The 23232-nt window shown below is 53.2% G+C and carries 23 protein-coding genes; 13 read left to right on the plus strand and 10 right to left on the minus strand.

Annotation, left to right across the window (positions count from 1 at the left end):
• Window positions 1-2: 2 nt before the first annotated feature.
• Window positions 3-434: a GtrA family protein gene (locus KQI75_RS07980; protein WP_246566503.1), complete on the plus strand. Its 432-nt coding sequence runs from the start codon at window positions 3-5 to the stop codon at window positions 432-434.
• A 15-nt stretch (window positions 435-449) separates the two neighbouring features.
• Complete coding sequence (locus tag KQI75_RS07985) at window positions 450-1868, plus strand: glycosyltransferase family 39 protein (protein WP_216470207.1); 1419 nt, start codon at window positions 450-452, stop codon at window positions 1866-1868.
• Window positions 1869-1910: 42 nt separating this feature from the next.
• On the opposite strand, the gene KQI75_RS07990 is transcribed toward KQI75_RS07985, so the two are convergent.
• The 6 genes from KQI75_RS07990 to KQI75_RS08015 form a co-directional block, all read right to left on the minus strand.
• Window positions 1911-2222 (minus strand): hypothetical protein, encoded by a 312-nt coding sequence (locus tag KQI75_RS07990; protein ID WP_216470208.1) that lies wholly within the window; start codon window positions 2220-2222, stop codon window positions 1911-1913.
• A complete protein-coding gene (locus KQI75_RS07995) occupies window positions 2206-2622 on the minus strand; it encodes a type III secretion system chaperone family protein (protein WP_216470209.1) in 417 nt (138 codons plus the stop codon). The genes KQI75_RS07990 and KQI75_RS07995 overlap by 17 nt, the downstream gene beginning before the upstream one ends.
• Window positions 2623-2641: 19 nt before the next feature.
• The gene (locus tag KQI75_RS08000; RefSeq protein ID WP_216470210.1) at window positions 2642-4024 is read right to left on the minus strand and encodes an RsmB/NOP family class I SAM-dependent RNA methyltransferase; all 1383 of its coding nucleotides are present in this window, start codon (window positions 4022-4024) and stop codon (window positions 2642-2644) included.
• Window positions 4025-4051: 27 nt separating this feature from the next.
• Window positions 4052-4246, minus strand: a complete 195-nt coding sequence (locus KQI75_RS08005; RefSeq protein ID WP_216470211.1) for a hypothetical protein — start codon at window positions 4244-4246, stop codon at window positions 4052-4054.
• An 11-nt stretch (window positions 4247-4257) separates the two neighbouring features.
• Window positions 4258-5304: a phosphodiester glycosidase family protein gene (locus tag KQI75_RS08010; RefSeq protein ID WP_216470212.1), complete on the minus strand. Its 1047-nt coding sequence runs from the start codon at window positions 5302-5304 to the stop codon at window positions 4258-4260.
• A 107-nt stretch (window positions 5305-5411) separates the two neighbouring features.
• Window positions 5412-5654 carry a helix-turn-helix domain-containing protein gene (locus KQI75_RS08015; protein ID WP_216470213.1) on the minus strand — a complete coding sequence of 81 codons (243 nt, stop codon included), beginning with the start codon at window positions 5652-5654 and terminating at the stop codon, window positions 5412-5414.
• A 191-nt stretch (window positions 5655-5845) separates the two neighbouring features.
• On the opposite strand from KQI75_RS08015, the gene KQI75_RS08020 reads away from it, so the two are divergent.
• The 8 genes from KQI75_RS08020 (at window position 5846) to KQI75_RS08055 (ending at window position 16027) form a co-directional block, all read left to right on the plus strand.
• On the plus strand, window positions 5846-7615 hold the full coding sequence (locus KQI75_RS08020; protein WP_246566506.1) for an ABC transporter ATP-binding protein: 1770 nt from the start codon (window positions 5846-5848) through the stop codon (window positions 7613-7615).
• A 127-nt stretch (window positions 7616-7742) separates the two neighbouring features.
• Window positions 7743-8567 (plus strand): VanW family protein, encoded by an 825-nt coding sequence (locus KQI75_RS08025; protein ID WP_216470215.1) that lies wholly within the window; start codon window positions 7743-7745, stop codon window positions 8565-8567.
• A gap of 230 nt (window positions 8568-8797) precedes the next feature.
• Window positions 8798-10255, plus strand: a complete 1458-nt coding sequence (locus KQI75_RS08030) for an MATE family efflux transporter (protein WP_216470216.1) — start codon at window positions 8798-8800, stop codon at window positions 10253-10255.
• A 187-nt stretch (window positions 10256-10442) separates the two neighbouring features.
• The gene (locus KQI75_RS08035; RefSeq protein WP_216470217.1) at window positions 10443-11255 is read left to right on the plus strand and encodes a P-loop NTPase; all 813 of its coding nucleotides are present in this window, start codon (window positions 10443-10445) and stop codon (window positions 11253-11255) included.
• Between the two features lie 167 nt (window positions 11256-11422).
• Window positions 11423-13234: a translation elongation factor 4 gene (lepA, locus tag KQI75_RS08040; RefSeq protein WP_216470218.1), complete on the plus strand. Its 1812-nt coding sequence runs from the start codon at window positions 11423-11425 to the stop codon at window positions 13232-13234.
• Entirely contained in the window at window positions 13224-14336 is a 1113-nt protein-coding gene (gene hemW / locus KQI75_RS08045; protein WP_216470219.1) for a radical SAM family heme chaperone HemW, read from the plus strand. Before lepA ends, hemW begins: the two co-directional genes overlap by 11 nt.
• 42 nt (window positions 14337-14378) lie before the next feature.
• Window positions 14379-14651 (plus strand): ACT domain-containing protein, encoded by a 273-nt coding sequence (locus KQI75_RS08050; protein WP_216470220.1) that lies wholly within the window; start codon window positions 14379-14381, stop codon window positions 14649-14651.
• Between the two features lie 14 nt (window positions 14652-14665).
• Entirely contained in the window at window positions 14666-16027 is a 1362-nt protein-coding gene (locus KQI75_RS08055; RefSeq protein ID WP_216470221.1) for a PFL family protein, read from the plus strand.
• 132 nt (window positions 16028-16159) lie between these two features.
• Here KQI75_RS08055 and KQI75_RS08060 read toward each other — a convergent pair whose 3' ends face one another.
• Complete coding sequence (locus KQI75_RS08060; protein ID WP_216470222.1) at window positions 16160-17173, minus strand: sugar ABC transporter substrate-binding protein; 1014 nt, start codon at window positions 17171-17173, stop codon at window positions 16160-16162.
• A gap of 188 nt (window positions 17174-17361) precedes the next feature.
• On the opposite strand from KQI75_RS08060, the gene KQI75_RS08065 reads away from it, so the two are divergent.
• Window positions 17362-18267, plus strand: a complete 906-nt coding sequence (locus KQI75_RS08065; RefSeq protein ID WP_216470223.1) for an LCP family protein — start codon at window positions 17362-17364, stop codon at window positions 18265-18267.
• Between the two features lie 71 nt (window positions 18268-18338).
• Here the strand turns inward: KQI75_RS08065 and KQI75_RS08070 are convergent, their stop codons facing one another.
• Window positions 18339-19505, minus strand: coding sequence for an FprA family A-type flavoprotein (locus KQI75_RS08070; RefSeq protein ID WP_216470224.1), 1167 nt, complete (start codon window positions 19503-19505; stop codon window positions 18339-18341).
• 107 nt (window positions 19506-19612) lie between these two features.
• Complete coding sequence (locus KQI75_RS08075; RefSeq protein ID WP_216470225.1) at window positions 19613-20083, minus strand: helix-turn-helix domain-containing protein; 471 nt, start codon at window positions 20081-20083, stop codon at window positions 19613-19615.
• Between the two features lie 185 nt (window positions 20084-20268).
• On the opposite strand from KQI75_RS08075, the gene KQI75_RS08080 reads away from it, so the two are divergent.
• Both KQI75_RS08080 and KQI75_RS08085 read left to right on the plus strand, forming a co-directional pair.
• On the plus strand, window positions 20269-21177 hold the full coding sequence (locus KQI75_RS08080; RefSeq protein WP_216470226.1) for a ComEC/Rec2 family competence protein: 909 nt from the start codon (window positions 20269-20271) through the stop codon (window positions 21175-21177).
• Entirely contained in the window at window positions 21174-21383 is a 210-nt protein-coding gene (locus tag KQI75_RS08085) for a DUF3006 domain-containing protein (protein ID WP_216470227.1), read from the plus strand. Before KQI75_RS08080 ends, KQI75_RS08085 begins: the two co-directional genes overlap by 4 nt.
• A 363-nt stretch (window positions 21384-21746) precedes the next feature.
• Here the strand turns inward: KQI75_RS08085 and KQI75_RS08090 are convergent, their stop codons facing one another.
• A complete protein-coding gene (locus KQI75_RS08090) occupies window positions 21747-23114 on the minus strand; it encodes a citrate/2-methylcitrate synthase (protein WP_216470228.1) in 1368 nt (455 codons plus the stop codon).
• Between the last annotated feature and the right edge of the window lie 118 nt (window positions 23115-23232).

Here is a 23232-nt window from a genome sequence, read left to right on the forward strand (position 1 = left end):
CTTTGCACAACCTGATCACTACCCTGCGCACGCAGTTTTTTGACGCCAAGCTAATAAAATTTGTGCTTGTCGGTGTCGTCAACACCTTGGTCGGCATGGCAATCATGTTCGGCTTATACAACCTCGCCGGATGCAGCTACTGGGTGTCCTCTGCCGCAAACTATATTTTGACGAGTATTTTGAGTTATATTCTCAACAAAACCTTTACGTTTGGCAACAAAGACAACGTTGGTTCCACCGCTGTGCGCTTCGCATTGAACATCGCGGTGTGCTATCTGCTCGCCTATGGCATCGCCAAGCCGGCGGTCAATTGGATGCTGTCCGGCGCATCGGTTTCCCTGCGCGACAACTGCTCGATGTTCGCCGGCATGGTATTGTTCACCGGCTTCAACTATATCGGCCAGCGCTTTTTTGCCTTTCGAGAAACCAAGTAACAAGGAGGTTCCCGCATGACATGTTTTGGCACCGGCCTGCGCAAGCTGTTTTTTGTATGCGTGATTGCCGCTTTCGGTGTGATTGCCGTGAGCAGCGGTTTTGGGTTGGGCATTTTGCTCGCCGCGCTCGCACTCATCGCGCCATACAAATGTAAAATCCCGCATTTTCTGCCGCTTTTGCTCATCCTCAGCACACTCGTGCACGTGATTGCTGTTTTTGCCGTACAGACACCGCTGGAATCTGATTTTGCCATGCTGTATCAGGCAGCACAAAAAGCAGCTGCCGGAGATTTCAGCTTTCAGCATCACGGATATTTTTACCGTTGGGCATATCAGACCGGTTTTGTCCTGTGGGAAGCCGTCATTTTGCGCGTCACCGGCAGCATGGCCGTCATCAAGCTCATCAACGCCCTGTTTTTATCCGGCATCAACGGCTTGATTTATCTGCTTGCCCGCCGGTTTGTTGAGGAACGCGCGGCACAGGCAGCTGCTCTGCTCTATCTCGTGACGCTGTTCCCCACCCTGATGACCTGCGTGCTGACCAATCAGCACATATCCGCGTTCTTTCTGCTGCTCGCCGTGTATGTTTTGACCGGCGGCGGAGACCGCGCCTTTTGCGTGCGGCGGGCACTGTCGGCAGGCTTTTGTCTGTTCATCGGCAATCTCATGCGACCGGAAGGCATTGTCATTCTCGCCGGCTTATTCGGCACCGCACTTTTTGTTTTGATTATGCGCCGTTCTCTGCGCGGCAATCGGCAAATGCTGCTCGGCATTGTCATCACTGCCGCAGTCTATGTTGTGTGCAGCACAGCTGCTTCGTGGGCAATTTCCGCCTCCGGCATCAATCAATACGGCCTGACAAACAATTGGCAGGAGTGGAAATTTATTCTCGGCTTCAATCACGAGACCGGCGGTATGTATTCTGTCGCAGACATGGAGACATTCGGCAAATACCATCAGGTGGATACGGCGCCGGATGTGTTCGCGCAGGCATTGGAAACCGAAAAGCAGGTGGTACACGACCGCATTTTCTGTTCTCCGCACGCATTGTTGTCTCTGATGCTGGCAAAAGTCCAAAATCTTTGGGTCTCTCCCGGTCTGGGATTCTCGCTCGGCTTTGTCAATCGCGCCGGTGTGACATGGCACGGTCTGGTCGGTGTGCATGTATATGAGTACGCGATACATCTGGATCGCGTTGTATTTTTCTTTGCTGTGTGTTTCGCGCTTCTGGGCGCCGGTTCCGGTCTGCGCCGCAAGGAAAATCCCGTTGATTTTTGTGCGGTTTTCCCCTTTATGACGTTGATGGCATTTTTCTGTGTCTTTTTGCTCATCGAGGTACAGCCGCGCTATGCGTATCTGCCGCAAATCTTTTTGTATATTGCGGCGGCCGCGGGCATTTCCGTACTGATGCGCCAAAGACAAGCGACTGCATAACAAACAAGCCCGACTGCGTAACAAGCAGTCGGGCTTTTGCAATCATTTGGTTTTCCACCACATCTGTTCCGCTTCATTGAGCGGCGACAGATGTTTTTTTGCGTCCAGCAGCATCAGAACACCATCCGTCATACCGATCCACGTGTCGTTGTCCAATCGGCTGGCGAACAGCGTCTGTTCTTCAATCGGCATGGTACGGCGTCCGGCGGCATCCTCCGCGACAATGCTGCCGCAGACTGCGCCGTCTTCCGGCACGCCTTCACAGCCGAAATCCGGCTCCTCGACATAGAGCAAATGCAGCAGCGGCTGAAAAATCTTTCCGTCAATTTCTATCGGTTCATTGGAGTACGTCATTGATTTTCTCCTGTGCGGCATCCAGCACGCTGAACATGCGAACGAGCATTTCCCAGCACACGCGCGGCGCCGAAGCCGGTGTGATAATCGCATCCAGCGCAGCTGCCACTTCCTGCTCGCTGTCTATAAAGAAGCGCACCCACGCAAAATCTCCGTTGAGCGCATTGAGTGTCTTGAGCATCGGGCGCACGCGCTCGGTCGGCACCTGTCCCAGCTTATAGCAGCGCATGCCAAACTCCGCGCCGTCAGCGGAAAATACCATGGCGATGTTGTACAGCTTGCCGCTCTTTCCCGCAACTTCGACGGCAACATAATGGCTGCCGTCCGGCTGTGCGTCCTCCATATATCGAATATCTCCGCGCTGTAAGCGCTCAATGAATGCCTGTGCAGATGGATTCATACGTTTTTCCTCTTTTCTGTTACTTTCCGACCCAACGCAGTCCCTTTGGGTAATGATTTTTCATGATACCGCCGGCACATTTGCCCCAGCCCATGACAAAGCCGTCCGCGGCAACCGCCGTCCAGCCCTTCTGTCCGTCATACGGGAAGGTTTCGCCGCGCAAATATGCCTCCGCAGAACCGTCCGCCGCGCTCAGATTGCACACCTGTAAAAAATGCTCCGGCGCGAGCGCATGTGCCAAGGCATGTGCCGGTTCCAGACGGTTCTTTTTGAGCGTGCCGATTTCGATGCCCATGCGCTTGATTTTCAGACCGGTTACATCCAGCTGGCACGCTTCCGGCAGCAGCCACAGCTTATCCTTGCGCAGTACCAGCCTGCCCTCCGGCAGCTGTTTTACCAAATCGGCAATCATCTGCTCGGCTGTCTGAAGCTGCTCCCGTTCTTTTTTGCTGTAGGTTTCTTGTAATACGGGTGCATCGCATCTGCCGCCCGTGTTTTTGTGCAGGACGGCGGCGAAATGCCCCTCCCCGTCCAGCTTATGCGGCCACAGGCGAAACGCATAGCGTGTATCCGGATTTCCGTTTTTCGCCCATTCCGGATGTGCCGGACTGAGTTTTTCCGGCGTCGGCACCTGCTGCACGGAAAATTCCGAATGCCGCTCCAAAAAGCGGGACAGCGTGCCTTCGTCCTCCTCCGGTGCAAATGTACACGTCGAATAAATCAATCTGCCTCCGCCCGCCAGCATGTCTGCGGCGCGGTCTAAAATTTCCGCCTGCCGCGCAGCACAAAATGACGGAAGCTCCGGCGTCCATTCGCTCTGCGCCGGATTGTCGTCTTTCCGGAACATGCCCTCACCGGAGCACGGCGCATCAACAACAATGCAGTCAAAAAATTCCGGAAATCTCCGTGCCAGTCTTTCCGGTGTCTCATTGCACACGATGCAGTTTTGCACGCCCATGCGCTCGATGCTCTGCGCCAAAATTACCGCGCGGCCCGCGTGAATTTCATTTGCCACAAGCAAGCCCTCGCCGTGCATGCGTCCCGCCAGATGGGTAGTCTTTCCGCCCGGCGCGGCACACAGATCCAACACGCGTTCTCCCGGCTTGGCATCTGCGAGCGCACCAACTGCCATTGCGGACGGTTCCTGAATATAGTATACGCCCGCTTCATAATACGGATGCCGTCCCGGCCGCTCCGTATCGGGGTAGAAAAATCCCTCCGGCGCCCATGGAACCGGTGTCAGTGTAAACGGTGCTTGCGCGGCAAACTGTTCCGGCGCAATCTTGAGCGGGCTGACGCGCAGACCGCGTGCCTGCGGGCGCGCCAAGGCATCACGAAATGCCGGATACTCCTCTCCGAGCAATCGCTGCATGCGCTGTTCAAATGCGGCAGGCAATGCCATATATACTCCTCCTTATATTCTATCTTTTTATTTTCTCTGATATGCAACAGCCATGATTGCCGTTGCGGCTGCACTGGCGATGAACACAAGCAGCAGCGCTTTGGGCAGTGCCGCGGTCAAAAAATGCATCATCGGATTAAAATAGTCCAAAATCCACAGCACAAGAAACAAGATGCACAGGACAATGGTGATGTGCGGCAGCAGCGCCTTTAAAATCTTCATGTGTCCTCTCCTCACTTCTCCGCTGGAATATAAATGATATCACTGATGGTTCTGCCAACACCGCCGATCGGCTTGCTCACAGCAGTCCCGTTATAATACATGACCGCCGACTTGCCGCCGTCCAAATTATACGCGGTCAAACAGCCCTCTTCTTTCATGAGCTGGGCGAGCTGCGACATGGTGACACCCGCAGAGTACCCATCCTGTCTGCCATCCACCACGACAAATTTGTAATGCCCCGGCGCGACATATCCAATCGCCGCGCGCGGATTGACTTTATTGAGGTATTCTGTCGAGTGAAATGACTCCGGCACGTTCCCGCTGCCGTCCAGCAGCGCCGGTCCAAACGTCCACGCCTGCCACGCGCCCTGCGCAATCACGGTGTCTGCATCAAACTGCGACGCAGCATATGTTTTCATCGTGCCGTCAGAAAACAGCACGCAGACATCGGAAGTGCCCGGATTCCTGCTGTATACCTCGCCGTTGCGAATGACACACACGCTGTCGCTCTCGCCGTAGGAATCGCCGGAAATCGCCAGCGATGCCTGATTTTGCTTTGCCATGGCACTGACAAAATCCCGAATGTTTTTGCCGTACATGGATTTTGCAAACGCCGTCTTGACATACTGCGTCGATGCGACATAGACATCCGCCGAAAAATAGACAATCGGCTGGTCATCTGCCGTACAGGTAATCTGTTCAATTTTGATCTCTGCACGGTCTGTCTTGTCATCAATCAGCGTTTTTCTCGTCTTTTTCGCCTGCGAAAACGCCCGTATCTCGTCTTGGTTCGCCGCCAGCGAAATGGTGTCCGCATGGCTCCAGTTGTTCTGACTCGCCGCCGGAATGCCAAGTCCGCCCTCCGCGCTCGCCGCGGATTCTCCGCTCCCCTGTGAGGGAAGCGCAAACTGAGCCGGCGCCTCCTGTGTCTCCTGCTCTGACACAGTCGTGCCCTGCGGCAGCACATACAGCACCAGCAAAACCAATCCCACGCACACGGCGCCCGCCGCCAAGTCCATCACGACCAGCGCCCATATCGGCAATTTGTTTTTCTTCATGGCGACCCTTCTTTCCTGCATGTCCTGCTTATTATACCATAGATTGACGCAGATTTTCGTGTAGATTTGGACACGCATGAAAAAACGCTGAACGGATTTTTACCCCGTCAGCGCAATTCCTGTTCTAGATGGTAAAACAAATCCGATTCGAAAAATTCTTGAATCGTGATTCCCAATCCATCACATATTTTCTGTATGGTGCCAATGGTCGTGCTCCGATTTCTTCCACTGATGATGTTATTGAGTGTGGATTGTGTAATGCCGCTCATCGTAGCCAATTTATTCACCGTAATCTCGTTCTCCCGACACAATTCTTCAATTCGCAACCGAACTGCCTCTCCGCTTGTCATGTTTTATTCACCTCATACCTTTGTCGATTCCCCCTATTCAGAATAACGGTTTTGAGTTGAAAAAATTACCTCTTTTCAGTTAACCGATGTGAAGACCCCGCACGCCCTCTTTTTCGTTTTCCCTCTTGTCAAGACAGAATCCCTGATGTATGCTATATTTATTTGATATTTTTAGAAAGGATGAAATCATTTTGAAAGAAACACATGGCCGAACCCGCTCCACTGCTGAGCTGTTTCGCCGCTTTGCTCCGTATTTTAAGCCGTATGTTCCCACGCTGATTTTGGACTTGTTCTGTGCCTCGCTGACGACAATCTGCGAGCTGGCACTTCCGGTCATCGTGCGATACGTCATGAATCTCGCCCAGTACAATCTTTCCGCACTGACAGCGAATCTGATTGTCCGCTTGGGCGTGCTGTATTTTGTCTTGCGCGTCATTGACACCGCAGGCTCCTATTATATGGCAAACATCGGTCACGTCATGGGTGCGAAAATTGAAACCGACATGCGCACCACCCTGTTCCGCCACCTGCAAAAGCTGTCGTTCCGGTACTATGCCAACGCCAAGGTCGGTCAGCTCATGGCGCGCATCACCTCCGACTTATTTGACGTCACGGAATTTGCTCATCATTGTCCGGAGGAATTTTTCATTGCCGGTGTCAAAATCGTTGTATCGTTCGCCATTCTGCTGTCGGTCAACGTGCCGCTGACGCTGTTCACCTTTGCCGTTTTGCCGATTATGCTTGTCTGCTGTTATAAGTTTAACCGCCGCATGCGCGAAACATTCAAAGAATCGCGCTGGCAGGTCGGTGAAATCAATGCACAGGTCGAAGATTCTCTGCTCGGCATCCGCGTGGTCAAATCCTTTGCCCGCGAAGAAGCAGAAGAACAAAAATTTGCCGAAGGCAATGAGCGCTGGCTCGCCATCAAAAAGCGCAATTACTTCTGGATGGGCGGCTTTCAGGCAACCACGCGCGCGTTTGACGGCCTGATGAATCTCGTCGTTCTAGTGCTCGGCTGTGTCTTTCTGCTGCACGGCGCGATTCATCCGGGTGATTTTGTCGCGTATCTGCTGTACGTCCAGACACTGCTGACGTCAATTCGCCGCATTGTCGAGTTCATGGAGCAGTTCCAGCGCGGCATGACCGGCATTGACCGCTTTCTGGAAATCATGGACGAACAGCCGGACATCATCAACGCGCCGGACGCCATTCCCTGCGAACATGTGCGCGGCGAAGTGGATTTTGAAGATGTCTCGTTTTCTTACGAGGACGACGCGGGCGAGGTGCTCGGTCATATCAACCTGCACGTAGATGCCGGTCAGAACATCGCGATTGTCGGCCCGTCCGGCGGCGGCAAAACTACTCTCTGTAATTTAATTCCACGATTTTACGATGTGTCTAGTGGCTGTGTCAAGCTGGACGGCGTTGACGTGCGCAAGCTCCAGCTGCATTCGCTGCGCTCTCACATCGGTGTCGTACAGCAGGACAACTATCTGTTCTCCGGCACCGTTCTGCACAACATCGCCTATGGCAGACCCGAAGCAACGCGCGAGCAAATCATCGAGGCATCCAAGCTCGCCGGCGCACACGAGTTTATCTCCTCTCTGCCCAACGGATACGACACATTTATCGGTGAGCGCGGCGTCAAGCTGTCCGGCGGTCAGAAGCAGCGCATTTCCATCGCGCGCGTGTTCCTGAAAGACCCTCCGGTGCTGATTTTGGACGAAGCCACCAGTGCCCTCGACAACGAGAGCGAACGCCTTGTCCAGCAGTCGTTGGAAAAGCTCGCGCACGGCAGAACCGTGTTTACGATTGCGCACCGCTTGACGACCATCCGCGGCGCGGATAAAATCCTCGTTCTCACCGAGGACGGCATCGCCGAACAGGGTTCTCACGAGGAATTGATTGCGAAGGGCGGAATTTATAAAGAATTATACAGTATGTATTCAGACATGCGGTGATGTGCCGTTTCCTGTGCGCATCCGGTATCACATTTCATACATAATTTCCGAACTTGTTTTTTTTGGTAACAGGTATATACTATATCCTATCATCGAATATTTGTACAAAACAAAGGAGACCAGTATCATGAAGAGAAAGCTATTCTGTCAGATTTCTCCGACTACCTATCGAATTTCTGTCCAGAAATGCCGCTGCATGCGGCATCTGCGCGATTGGACAAGCGGAAAAACATTTGCTGCCGAAAAATCTGACGAGCCATTGCCGATGCTCATCTATCGGCACAAGTCCTTGATTCGCCGCAAGCTGGGCAATGTCCACATGGATTTGCAGGAAAACAAAGCGGTCAATCTGTCTCTTGCCGCGCCAAAGGTCACCGGCATCCTGATCCGTCCCGGCGAAACCTTTTCCTTTTGGCATCTCGTCGGTTCGCTCAGTCCGAAAAAGGGATATCTTGAGGGACTTGCCATTTCCAACGGAGAACCGAAACGCGGCACAGGCGGCGGTATGTGCCAGTTTACCAACCTCATCCATTGGATGATTCTACATACCCCGCTGCAAATTGTAGAGCACCATCACCATGACGGTCTGGATTTATTTCCGGATTTCAATCGGCAGATTCCATTTGGCACGGGCACATCGATTGTATATAACTATCTGGATTACCGCTTTTACAATCCAACCGATGCGACCTATCAGCTGATTGTCTATGTGACGGACAAATATCTGTGCGGCGAGCTCCGCGCAGACAAAGCGCAGAAATATACCTATCACATTCTCTCCGAAGATGAGCATTTTGTCGAAGAAAACGGCATTGTCTATCGTTGCGGTGAGGTCTATCGCCGCATCATTGATCCAAAGACAGGAAATTGTATCGAAAAACAACTGATTCGCAGCAATCACGCGCGTGTTCTATACGATACCAGCCATTTGACAATCACCAGCCGGTCTTAAAAAAAGCCAGCCTGTTCCCTCCCGAACGGGCTGGCTTTTTGATTGTTGCGGTTCGGCTGTCTTTTGGGAGATTTGCCCAAAATTTCACAATAAATTTTGTACAAAATACCTATTCCATTTTTTCGAAAACCTGTATAATTTTCTGCTTACATTTTGGTTATATTCTGTGATACAATCGCTTACGGTTTGAAAAGAGATCATCTCCGTTTTGCAAAGAGGTAAGGAAAAATATGATTACAGACATGACAAAAGGCTCGCCTTTTAAAATTCTGATTAAGTTTGTCATTCCGCTGCTGCTGAGCATGGTGTTCCAGCAGCTGTACAATTTGGCAGACAGTGTGATTGCCGGCCGTTTTCTCGGCGTAGACGCTCTGGCGGCAACCGGCGCGGCGTATCCGATCACGGTTTTGTTCATCGCCGTTGCAACCGGCGCAAGTGTCGGCTGTTCGGTTGTCATTTCCCAGTTGTTCGGCGCCCATGACATCGTGCGCATGCGCACCGCGGTTAGCACCGCTGTGATTTCTCTGATTACGCTGGCATTGACCCTGACCGCAATCGGCGAGATTGCTTGTCCGGCTCTGATGCAGCTCATCAGCACGCCGGAAAATATTTTTGAGCCGACCATGGTGTATCTGCGCATTTACATTGCCGGTCTGTTGTTCCTGTTTTTGTACAATACCGCAACCGCCATTTTCAATGGTCTGGGCGACAGCCGCACGCCGCTGTATTTCCTCGCATTCTCTACGACATTCAATGTCATTTTGGATATTTTCTTTGTCAGCAAGCTGAACATGGGTATCTCCGGTGTCGCTTGGGCAACGCTGATTGCGCAGGGCATTTCTTCTCTGCTCGCCGTTGTCACGCTGGTGCGCCGCCTGTCCCGCATTCACACGGCGGAAAAGCCAAAGCGCTTTGACCGTCATCTGCTCGGCCGCATGGCAATGATTGCGATTCCGTCTATCTGCCAGCAGTCGTTTGTATCTGTCGGTGTTTTCTGTGTACAGGGTCTGGTCAATCCGCTCGGTTCCAACACGGTTGCCGGCTTCTCCGCAGCACTCAAGGTTTCCACCTTTGCCATCATGGTTATGAATGCGCTGCCGAACGCACTGTCCAGCTTCGCCGCACAGAACATTGGCGCGCAGGACATCAAGCGTGTGCGTCAGGGCGTGCGCGACTGCATCATCATGTCTGAGCTGGTCATTGGCTCGATTATCGTTTTGTTTTTTGTTGCCGGTCAGCCGATTTTACAGCTGTTCCTCGGCAGCAGCTCCAATGGCACGGTTATCAGTGTCGGCATTGAGTATCTTCTCATTGTCGCTCCGTTCTACCCGCTCGTCGGCATCAAGAATTGCTGCGACAGCGCTTTGCGCGGCGGCGGCGCCATGGGTCCGTTTATGATTACCACTCTTGTCGATCTGGCTCTGCGCGTGGCTCTGGCTTATATCATGGTTCCGATGATGGGCTTTGCCGGTGTATGCTATGCATATCCGCTCGGCTGGGTTATTGGCACCTCTATCTCTATCATTTTCTATATCTGCAACGTTTGGGTGCCGAAATACATGCGCGATGCGCAAAAGGCCGGCATTCATCTGCCAAAGATTCACCGTCCGGCAGTTGCAGAGCCGCAGCAGCGCACCGCTGCACCGCGCGCACGTCACGGACATTTCTTCCACAAGCGCGCAAACTAACCTTGTTTTTCCTACTTTTAAATCTCTCTTTTTCTGGCAGGGCTGGCATCTTCGGATGCCAGCCTTTTTACTTGTTCCATATCTCGGCTGTTTGCTTTGTTTTTGCACAGTATCTTGCAAAATATGCTGGGTATGATATAATGACAGCACTCACAAAGAAAATTATTTAGAAGGAGTTGACTCTATCATGGGTTGTAATCACGATTGCGACAGCTGCGGAGGAAGCTGCGGCGAGCCGGAATCTTTGCTCAAGGCACCGCATCCGCTTTCTAAAATCAAGAAAGTCATCGGCGTTGTCAGCGGCAAGGGCGGCGTAGGCAAGAGCATGGTCACTTCTCTGCTCGCCGTTGCCATGCAGCGTCAGGGCGCACACTGCGGCATTCTGGATGCCGATATCACCGGCCCGTCTATCCCAAAGGGCTTTGGTCTGACCGGCACACTGGGTGCAACAGAGGAAGGCGTTTACCCGATGGCTACCAAGACCGGCATTGACGTTTGCTCCATCAATTTGCTGATGGAAAACGCTTCTGATCCGGTTATCTGGAGAGGTCCGGTTATCGCCGGCGCTGTTCAGCAGTTCTGGACGGATATTATCTGGAAGGATATTGACTTTATGTTTGTCGATATGCCGCCAGGAACCGGTGACGTTCCGCTGACGGTCTTTCAGTCCCTGCCGGTCGACGGCATTATCGTCATGACCTCTCCGCAGGAGCTGGTATCCATGGTTGTTACCAAGGCAGTTAAGATGGCTGAAATGATGAACATCCCGATTCTGGGCGTCATCGAAAACTACAGCTATGTAGTATGTCCGGACTGCGGCAAGCACATCTCTGTATTCGGCGAAAGCCATGTGGATGAGATTGCCAAGGAACACAATCTGGACGTTCTCGCCAAGCTGCCGATGAATCCGGCTCTGGCATCCGCCTGCGATGCCGGTGCACTCGAAGATGTCGAGCTGCCGGATCTGTCCAAGGCGTGCGACAAAATCGCCGCACTGTAAGCATTTCAAAAGCCTCCGTATGCACATGCGGGGGCTTTTTGGCGGTTCTATGTCTTGCGGCAAAACCCGCGCTATGCTATACTGATAGGTACGAATGGACTGTATTTGCGTCCGATTTTACTTTGCACACATCCGCCGCGGCAAAAGGCGGTGGAAAGGAGATATGCATGAAAGATCAATCCCTAATCCGTAATTTCTCCATCGTCGCGCACATCGACCACGGCAAGTCCACGCTGGCAGACCGCCTGCTGGAAAAATGCCATACTGTCACCCAGCGCGAAATGGAAAGCCAGCTGCTGGACAGTATGGATCTGGAGCGCGAGCGCGGCATTACCATCAAGGCGCGCGCGGTTCGCATGGACTATGATGCCTCGGACGGCAAGACCTATCAGATGAATCTGATTGACACCCCGGGTCATGTCGATTTTAACTACGAGGTATCTCGCTCTCTGGCAGCTTGTGAAGGTGCTGTGCTCGTTGTCGATGCCACACAGGGCATCGAAGCACAGACGCTCGCAAACACCTATCTCGCAATCGAGAACAATCTGGAGGTTCTGCCGGTTGTCAACAAGATTGACCTGCCGAGCGCAGACCCGCAGCGCGCCAAGCACGAAATTGAGGATGTCATCGGCATTCCGGCGCAGGACGCGCCGGAAGTTTCCGCGAAAATGGGCACCAACATTGAAGAAGTCCTCGAGCGCATTGTGACAGATATTCCGGCACCGGACGGAGACCCGCATGCACCGCTGCAGGCACTGATTTTTGACAGCCAGTACGACTCCTATCGCGGCGTCATCGTTTATATTCGCGTCATGCAGGGCACGATCCGTCCGAGCATGAAGGTAAAAATGATGGCAACTGGCGCAGAATTTCAGGTTGTAGAGACCGGTTATATGCGCCCGCTGACACTGGAGGCAACCGCTGACGGTCTGACCGCCGGTGAAGTCGGCTATTTTACCGCATCCATCAAAAACGTCACGGATACCCGTGTGGGTGATACCGTCACGGGTGTTGAGAATCCGGCTCCCAAAGCGCTGCCGGGCTATCGCAAGGTTCAGCCTATGGTATTTTCCGGTATTTATCCCGCAGACGGCTCCAAATATCCGGATCTGCGCGATGCACTGGAAAAACTTCAGCTCAACGATGCTTCGCTGACCTTTGAGCCGGAAAGCTCGGTTGCGCTGGGCTTTGGCTTCCGCTGCGGCTTCCTCGGACTCCTGCACATGGAAATTATTCAGGAGCGTCTGGAGCGCGAATACGATCTCGATCTCATCACGACGGCACCGAGCGTTATCTACAAAATCAAGCGCACAGACGGTGAAGAAGAATATATCGACAATCCGCTCAACTATCCGGACCCGACAACGCTGGACTACGCAGAAGAGCCGTATGTCAAGGCAAGCATCATGACGCCGAGCGAATACGTCGGCAACATCATGGAGCTGTGTCAGGAGCGCCGCGGCATCTATAAAGACATGGAGTATATCGACTCCGACCGCGTGGAAATGCACTACGAACTGCCGCTCGGCGAAATTATTTATGACTTTTTCGATGCGCTCAAGTCGCGCACCCGCGGCTACGCTTCGCTGGACTACGAACTGATCGGCTATCGCAAGTCGGAGCTGGTCAAGCTGGATCTGCTGCTCAACGGCGATCCGGTCGATGCGCTGTCGTTTATCGTTCACACGGACAAGGCGTATGCGCGCGCGCGCAAGATTGTCGAAAAGCTCAAGGAGAACATTCCGCGTCAGATGTTCGAAATTCCGGTACAGGCAGCCATTGGCAACAAGATTATTGCCCGCGAAACCATCAAGGCGATGCGCAAGGACGTTCTCGCCAAGTGCTACGGCGGCGATATTACGCGAAAGAAAAAGCTGCTGGAGAAGCAAAAGGAAGGCAAAAAGCGCATGCGTGCGCTCGGCTCGGTACAGGTGCCGCAGGAAGCCTTCATGGCCGTACTCAAGCTGGATGAAGAATAAGCTCGGCATTTATATTCACGTGCCGTTTTGCGCGGCAAAATGCAGCTATTGCGACTTTTACTCGCTGTCCGGCAAATTGGAACAGCGCGATGCCTATGTGGAGCGGCTGCTGACCGAATTGGTTCAGCAGCCCTCCGCCTGTCAGGATTACACGGTCGATACGGTCTATTTGGGCGGCGGCACACCGAGTTTGCTCGGCGGTGCACGCATCGCCCGTATTGTCGATACCGTTCGCGCACACTACGCGCTGGAACCGGATGCGGAGATTACAGCAGAGGCCAATCCCGACTCGATGACGGATGATTTTCTCACAGTTTCCCGTGCATCTGGCGTCAATCGGCTGTCCATGGGCATCCAGTCCGCAAATGACCGCGAACTGCGCGCCATCGGCCGCATTCACACGTTTGCGCAGGCGCAGGACGCCTTTTTCCGCGCAAGACGCGCAGGATTTGCCAATCTCAGCGTCGATCTCATGTATGCCCTGCCCAACCAGCGCATGGAGCAGCTATGCGCGTCGCTGGATGCCCTGCTGGATTTACAGCCCGAGCATCTCTCATGCTACGGGCTGACGCTGGAAGCACACACGCCGCTCGGCAGACAGCATCCGATTTTGCCGGATGAGGACACACAGGCGGACATGTATCTGGCGGTCTGTGACCGGATGCGCCGCGCGGGCTTTGAACACTATGAAATTTCCAATTTTGCCAAGCCCGGCTTTGCCAGCCGGCACAACAGTCGTTACTGGAAGCAAAGCCCCTATCTCGGCTTTGGTCCCGGCGCACACGGCGATTTTGCCGGTCAGCGATATGAGATTCCGCGCGATTTATCCGCGTGGCTGCGCGGCGAAGCGCAGCCGGAACGCGAGGACGAACACGAGATTGACCGCACCGCGGAATACATCATGTTGTCACTCCGGACTTCTGCCGGTTTTGACGCGGAGTTTTACACCAAACAATTTTCGGCAGACCCCGCCCCTGTTGAACGGGCGCTGTCGCGTCTGCCCAAACAATATGTCCATCATACCGGCTCTCGATGGTCGCTCACCGAGGACGGTTTTCTCATTTCCAATGCCGTGATTGTATCGGTATTGGAGGAGATCTGATAGAAAATACCTTTCCATTACCCAAATTTAGGAGGAAAACACATGCGTGCAATGTTAACTGTAGCGGGCAAGGACCGCACCGGCGTAATTGCCAAGATTTCCAACACTCTGTTTGAACACAACGTCAACATCGTTGACGTGCGCCAGAACATCATGGGCGGCGATCTGTTTGCCATGATTATGCTGGTTGAGCTGAAGGACTGCGACATCAGCTTCCCGTCTCTGACCGCTCAGCTGGAAGCCGCAGGCGTGGAACTTGGCATGAAGGTGCACCTGATGCATGAGGACATCTTCAACGCGATGCACCGCATTTAAGGAGAGCATATCCCATGTTAAATAGCTTTGATATTTTAGAAACCATCAAAATGATCGAGGATGAACATCTGGATATTCGTACCATCACGATGGGCATTTCTCTGCTCGACTGCATCACCGGCGACATCAACACCACCTGCGACAAGGTTTATGACAAAATCACCCGCAAAGCGGAGCATCTGGTGGAAACCGGCGAGCGAATCGAGGCAGAACTGGGTATCCCGATCATCCACAAGCGCATTTCCGTCACACCGATGGCAATGATCGGCGCGGCAACCGACGCGACTTCTTATGTGCCGCTCGCACAGACGCTGGATCGCGCAGCGGCTGCCTGCGGTGTCAACTTTGTCGGCGGATTCTCCGCGCTTGTACAGAAGGGCTTTGCCAAGGGCGATGAAATTTTGATTCGCTCGATTCCGGAAGCGCTGGCAACCACAGATCTGGTGTGCTCCTCGGTCAACGTCGCTTCGACCAAGGCAGGCACAAACTTGGATGCAATCCGCATGATGGGTGAGATCATCCGTCAGACCGCTGAATTGACCGCTGACCGCCAGTGCATCGGCGCCGGCAAGCTGGTTGTATTTGCCAACGCGGTAGAGGACAATCCGTTCATGGCAGGCGCCTTCCACGGTGTCGGCGAGGCGGACTGCGTGCTCAATGTCGGTGTATCCGGCCCGGGCGTTGTACATTCTGCCATTCAGCGCGCCGGTACCGAGTGTTCCATGAATGAAATCGCGGATATCATCAAGAAAACGGCATTTAAGATCACCCGTATGGGTCAGCTCGTCGGCTCGATTGCATCCGAGCGCCTGAACGTTCCGTTTGGCATTGTCGACCTGTCTCTGGCACCGACACCGGCAGTCGGTGACTCGGTTGCTCGTATTCTGGAAGAAGTCGGTCTGGAGTGCTGCGGCACCCACGGCACCACAGCCATTTTGGCTATGCTCAACGACGCTGTCAAAAAGGGCGGCGTGATGGCATCCGCCGCTGTCGGCGGTCTGTCCGGTGCATTTATTCCGGTATCTGAGGATGAGGGCATGATTCACGCCGTCAACGCAGGCAGCCTGCATCTGGACAAGCTGGAAGCCATGACCGCTGTTTGCTCGGTTGGTCTGGATATGATTGCCATCCCGGGCGACACCTCCGCAGAAACCATTTCTGCCATCATCGCAGATGAAGCAGCAATCGGTGTTGTCAACAACAAGACCACTGCTGTCCGTGTCATTCCGGCAATCGGCAAGGAAGTCGGCGAGGATCTGGAATTTGGCGGTCTGCTCGGCTCGGCTCCGGTTATGGAGATCCATCCGTTCTCCTCTGCACGCTTCATTCATCGCGGCGGACGCATTCCGGCTCCGATGCATTCGCTGAAAAACTGATGCGCCGGTTGTTTCGGCGGTTCCGCGCCGGTTTTGCCTGCGGGCTGATCGGAACCATGGGACTGCTTGGGCTCATCGGACGCAAGAGAAAATGACAAAACCAGCTGTTGCCCTCGGGCAAACAGCTGGTTTTTACTTTCCTCCCCAGCGCTCCAGCTGCCGCTGCAGCTCGCTGATATGTGCCTCTGCATTGCCGGAAGTAATCAAGGTGACATCGGTATATACCGAATCCTCTACTTCCTCTCCGTTGCATTTTTTGACCGCGTAGTCAATGCATTGTTTTCCCATTTCATACGGATCTTGCGCAAAAACTGCGTCGATTTCTCCGACGCGCACCAGCTCGGAAACGTCAATCATGCCGTCAAACGATACGATATGAATGTCATCTCTGCCCAGCTCTGCGATGGCGCGCTGTGCGCCGACCGCCATGCTGTCGGATGTCGTGCACACAACCTGAATGTTGTCATCCTCTTTCAGCAGGGCTTCCATGGTCTCCTCTGCCTTTTCCTCGCTGCAGTCGCAGTATTCTACTGCGGAAACCGTAACATGCCCGTCTTTCAAACCATCCTCAATGCCGTATTCCCGCAGCATATGCGTTTTATCGCCGTCCGCGCCGCGCAAAATCACGGCGTTTGCATTGTTTTGTTCTTTGACCAGCTTTGCGGCATACGCCCCCTGTTTATACGCCGCCAAATACTGATTGGTGCCGATGTACCCATCACAGTCCGCAAAATCCGAGGAAGTATCGACGGTCAGGACAAGTTTGCCGCTTTTCTTTGCGTTTTCCAGCTCCTGTGTGATGCGCTGCTCATTGCTCGGCGCAACAATAATCACATCCGTCTTGAGCTTTGTCATCGCAGCCACCAGCTGCGCCTGTTCCTTAACATTGCTCTCTTTTTCCGGAGACACGATGGCAACCTGCACACCGAGCTTGTCCGCTTCGTATTCCGCACCCGCCTTGATGAGGGCGAAATACGGATTTTCCGTTGATTTCAGCACCATACCGATATATGGCGTATGGGTCGGATCCATTTGGTTATATCCCGAACCATCCGATGACAGCTCCTGTTCGCCGCACGCACAGCAAAGCAGCACTGTGCTGAGCGTCAGACAGAGCAGGCGGCGCAGGTTTCTCCATGACATCATGTGTCTCCTCCTTTCCGTGCACAAATTGATAATAGTTAATTATAACATTGCCCTATGGTGGGAACAATAGCGGGAATCACCAAAAATCCATTCGCCGCATCTGCAAATTGCGTCTGCTTGACAGCAAACCGGAGACAGCGTAAGATGATATTATCTGCTTATATCTCAATTTATCGGGAGGATTCGTTATGCTTGAAAAAAAAGGTGTATTTATATATATCGGCATATTGTGCATCGCCCTTGCCGCCGTGCTGTTCGCCGCCTATCATTTCTTTTTTGGGCAGGTGCAGCCGGACGATACGATGCAGTCGCTGGCCTCTGCGCAGGCGTCCGGCAGCGCGGAGCGTTCCGACCCGTATGACTGTGTGGCTCTGCTCGGCATCGACACGCAGCAGGGCACGCAGGGCAGAGCAGACGCCATTCTCCTCGCCTCTATCGACAGAGAAAAAAATGCCATCAAGCTGTGTTCGATTGCACGCGATACCAAAGCAGAAATCGCGAATCACGGCACACACAAACTCAATGCCGCTTTTGCATACGGCGGCGGAGACCTCATGCTTCAAACCATCAATGAAAATTTTAATTTGCATGTAACCAGCTATATTGCCGTCAATTTCTCGGAAATGGCGGACATTGTTGACCAACTGGGTGGCGTAGAAGTGGAGCTGTCGGATGGAGAGCGGCAGGCACTGGGGGCTCTGGCAGATGGTCTGACGGCCGGTTCTCAAGTTCATCTCAACGGCGCACAAGCCGTGGCATACAGCCGCATCCGCCACTTAGACAACGATGATGTGCGCACCTCCCGCCAGCGCGAAGTTTTGAGCAGTCTATTGGAGCGCGTGCGCAGCATGGACGCAGATACCTATCCGGATGTCATGGATCAGCTGCTGCGCACCTGTACAAGCAATCTTTCACAGTCCGATCTCATGGCACTGCTCGCGCAGTTTACTCCCCGAGACACCACGATTTCACAATACGCCATTCCCTCTGCGAACACCAAGGCAGAGGGCAAGACGATAGACGGTGCTTGGTACTACGTCTACGACACCCAGAAGGCAGGCAAGGAAATCCGCTCGTTTTTGGGCATTGCTTAACCGACAAAAAAGCCGGAAATCGGAGAAATTCTCCCGATTTTCGGCTTTTCTTTGCCTATATTATCTGTGTCTTATCCCTTCATCAGTTCGTCGGCCATTGCCTCGATCTGTGCGTCATTTGCTGCATTCATTGCAGACTTGATGGTAACCGTCGTGTCCAGCCACGTGATGTTCTTGCTCTTTTCAAATGCGGACTTGATAATGCGGCCTGCTGTCGGCGCCCAAGTGCCGTTTTCAATCACGCCAAGGGTGCGGTTCTGATAGCTTCTCTCGGTCAGGCCATGCAGGAAGGCATGCATGAACGGGAATACATCTCCGTTGTATGTAATGGAAGCCAGCACCAGCTTGCCGTAACGGAACGCATCCTCAATGTTTTCCGACATATCGCTGCGTGCCAGATCTCTCAGAACAACCTTCGGGCAGCCCTTTGCCTTCAGTGTCTCTGCCAGCTTTTCTGCCGCCTTCTTGGTGTTGCCGTAAACCGATGCATAGGCGATCATCACGCCCTCGGATTCTACCTTGTAGGAGGACCAGATGTCATACTTTTCAATGTAGTGACCCAGATTCTCAGTCAGCACCGGGCCGTGCAGCGGACAGATAATCTGAATATCCAGCGTTGCTGCCACCTTGAGCAGAGCCTGCACCTGCGCACCGTACTTGCCAACGATGCCGATGTAATAGCGGCGTGCCTCACAGTCCCAATCTTCCTCTACATCCAGTGCGCCAAACTTGCCGAAGCCGTCTGCAGAGAACAGAACCTTATCGGCAGCATCATATGTGACCATAACTTCCGGCCAATGTACCATCGGAGCGAAAACAAACGTCAGCGTATGGCTGCCCAGCTCCAAGGTTCCCTTATTGGCAACAACCTCGCGGTTCGGCGCAACGTCCGCCCCGAAGAACTGCTGCATCATCACAAAGGTCTTTGCATTGCCCACAACAATTGCGTCCGGATACACCTTCAAAAATTCTGCGATGCTTGCAGAATGATCCGGCTCCATGTGCTGTACTACGAGATAGGTCGGCTTCTTGCCGTCCAGCGCCTCTGCGATATTGTTCAGCCACTCCTGTGCGAAATGGATGTCTACCGTGTCCATGACGGCAATCTTGTCGTCCAGAATCACATAGGAATTGTACGCCATGCCATTCGGTACCACATACTGTCCCTCGAACAGATCTACCTCGTGGTCGTTGACACCGACATACAGAATGCTGTCTGTTACCTTACGAAATGCCATTGTAGTTTCCTCCCATCGTAAGACTGCGAATGATTCTTATTTTCTGCTCTCATTGTACCCTAGACAGTCGGAGTTTGTCAATGGACGAACGTCTCTGCTGGATAAATTTAATATTTGTTCCAATACGCGGCAGCCAAAAATCCGGCTCCGGCAAGCAGCAGGACATTGTGCGGCACCGTCGGCAGATACCTCCAGACGCTCGTATACCAGTTTCCCCACAAATGCTGGTCGAACATCTGATGCAGCGGCAAAAGCGCAACTGCCAGCACAAGACACAGCACACCGGCAAGCAGACACAAGTGCATTCGTTTCCTTCGTTTCGCTTTTGCGTTTTCCACAGGCTGTGCAGAATGTTGTGGAATCTCTTGCCTGTTTTGCGTTTTCCCCAGAACCAGTTCGTCCAGCGAAACACCGAACAGCTCGCTGAGCCGAATCATGTTATCTAAATCCGGTTTGGCTGTTCCCAGCTCCCACTTGGAAATGGACTGGCGCGATACATGCAGCCGCTCTGCCAGTTCCTGCTGGGACAGGTTTGCCTGTCGGCGCAATGCTTGCAGTCTTGCTCCCAGTTCGTTCATATAGAATCCTCCTCTCATATCCATCTGTTCTTTGGTATATTCACTATAGCATAGATACCCTGTGCATGCCACCGCTCCGGCGTGGCAGTTGCGCAACCGCCGGTTGCATTGGTCATACCGTTTGCATCTATGCGCATTTGCTGGTATACTAATAGTAAAGTTTTGCAAGTATAAAAGGGGATTCTATGAAAAAGCGACACAATTTTTTATGGGTTATCACAGCGATGGTACTGGTCGCCTTTGCATTCAGCAAGGAATTTTTACCTGCCACCCATCCCGATAATACCCTCTCCAACACACTCGCAGGCACATCTGCCGCCGATGCAACCAACCTGCATTTTATCAATGTCGGGCAGGGCGATGCGGAACTCATTGTCTGCGGAGAGAATGCCGTCCTCATTGACGGCGGCAAGGCATCCGCAGGAAGCACTGTGGTCGATTATCTGTCTCGGCAGGGCATTGCCGAGCTGGATGCCGTCATCGCCACCCATCCGCACGAAGATCATATCGGCGGCCTCATCAATGTATTGGATGCGTTTCAAGTCGATGCCTTCTACATGTCAGATGAAGCCATGGACACGGACATTTACGAAAATTTGCTCGATGCCATTGACGACGAAGGCATTCAGCCGCAGTTCCCCGACATCGGCGATGTCATTCCGATTGGTGACAGCGGTGCCAAGCTGACCGTTCTCGCCCCGGGACCGGACAGCGCAGACACATACAGCAAAAACGACCCGAATACCTGGTCTCTGGTCTGTCGGCTGGACGCGAACGGATGCAGCGCCCTCTTTACCGGCGATACCACCGCCGCTGTTGAGAAAACCATGCTGCGTACCGAGCCCCATCTGCTGAACTGCGATGTCTTAAAGGTCGCACATCACGGCTCGCGCACCGCATCTTCCAAGGATTTTATACAGGCTGTCTCTCCGTCCTACGCCGTAATTTCTTATGCGCAGGGCAATTCATACGGCCTGCCAAACAACGAAGTATTTGAATATTTGAAACCGCTCGGCACAAAAATCTATGAGACCGCCAAGGACGGCACGGTGGTTCTCCAGCTGAAAAACGGACAGGTGAGTGTTGCATCATGAAGGGCATTGTAGACCGCATCGAGAACGGCATTGCCGTCGTTGAGACCAAGTCCGGCATGCTGGACCTTCCCGCACCGGACGGCTTACAAGACGGAGATTTTGTCGAGCTGGAAAACGGAAAAATTGTCTCGATAGATCGGGACGCCGCGCAGGCGCGCCGCGCCAAGCTGCAGGAGCGGCTTGACCGCATGATGAAGAAAAAGTAAACGCCCTCTCTGCCCAAAAGCCGTGACGGAAGGAGCGGCACGCGAACAAGTCTGAATCTAAACTGCCCTTCATTCGTCAATTGTACAGCTCGTACCGGCTTCTTGGCTCTCCCCTTGGGAGAGCTGGCATTTGCGAAGCAAATGACTGAGAGGGCAGCACGCGAACAAATTCGTATCAGGATAGACCTCCAGCTAGCTGGTATTAGCCCTCTCTGTCGCTGCGCGACATCTCTCCCAAAGGGAGAGACAAGTTTGGTCTGTGCGTAAGAGAGAGACAGATTATCATGTGAAGTGCAACAGCAAAAAAAGCGTCAGTTCCGGAAAAGACCGGTTCTGACGCTTTTTCTATCTCTATTTATCCAATTATCCGCGCTCGGCAATCGGAATATAGCTCGCACGGGAAATAATCGGCTTGTACGCCGGACGAATAATCTTGCCGCCGGTGGTAACTTCCTCGATGCGGTGTGCCAGCCAGCCGACAATGCGGGCGGTGGCAAACAGCGGAGTGTACATCTCCTGCGGAATGCCCAGCATCTCGTAAACCAGACCGGAATACATATCGACATTCGCACACATGATGTTGTGTTCGCCGCGCACGCGATAGAATGCCTCCGGTGCCAGACGCTCGGTCAGCTCAATGAGATTGAACTCGCGCTCAAAGCCCTTCTGCGCTGCCAGCGGGCGCGCGGTATTTTTCAGTGCAACGGCACGCGGGTCAGACAGCGTGTAGACCGCATGTCCCATACCGTAAATCAGGCCGGAGCCGTCACCAGCTTCCTTGCGCATGATTTTGCACAGATATTCCAGAACTTCATCTTCATCTTCCCAATTGGAAATGTTTGCCTTCATTTCATCAAACTGCTTGCAGACACGCAGGTTTGCGCCGCCGTGACGCGGGCCCTTCAGCGAGCCGATTGCCGCAGCGATTGCCGAATACGTATCCGTTGCGGAAGAAGACACAACTCGGGTGGTAAATGCGGAGTTGTTACCGCCGCCGTGCTCTGCATGGATAATCAAGCAGCGGTCAAGCAGCATGGCTTCCTCGCGGGTGAACATGCCATCCGGACGAATCAGACTCAAAATGTTTTCTGCCGTGGTGTAATTGCGATCCGGCATGTGCAGGAACATCGACGCATTGTCATAATATCTGCGCTTGGACTGATATGCATGGGAAATAATAACCGGAAACTTTGCGATCAGATTGACTGCCTGACGCACAATGTTTTGCAGGCTGGTGTCATCCGGATTCGGGTCATAAGAATACAGCGCCAGCGTAGACACTGCCAGTTTGTTCATAATATCGCGGCTCGGCGCACGCATAATGACGTCCTCGGTAAAGTTATCCGGCAGGGAACAGGCATCCGCCAGCATCTCCGTAAAGTCGTCCAGCTGTTCCTGTGTCGGCAGGGCGCCGCACAACAACAAATATGCGGTCTCCGGAAAGCCAAAGCGGTCTTCTGCATCAAAGCCGTCCAGCAGATCGTACAGGTTATGGCCTCGGTAGGTCAGGCGGCCTTCAATCGGCTCGACTTCGCCCTCGTTTACCATATAACCGTGTACATTGGATACGCAGGTGATGCCGGCAAGTACGCCGGTGCCGTCTGCATTTCGCAGACCACGCTTGACTGCGTATTTGGAGAACATCTTCGGTCGGATCAGGTTATGATCCTCAAAGTTACTGCATAGATTGTCAATGACGGAGGGTCTCATATCTTTCATCATGTCAACCATTTGGAATCACCTCATCAATCAGATCTCCGCCCCTCCGCGCAGCGCAGAAAAGCCGCAGAAGGCAGAACATGTTACTTCATATGAATTATATATTACATCAATCCTGCAAATATGTCAA

The organism is Butyricicoccus intestinisimiae (assembly GCF_018918345.1).
In the GTDB taxonomy this organism is placed as follows: Bacteria; Bacillota; Clostridia; order Oscillospirales; family Butyricicoccaceae; genus Butyricicoccus_A; species Butyricicoccus_A intestinisimiae.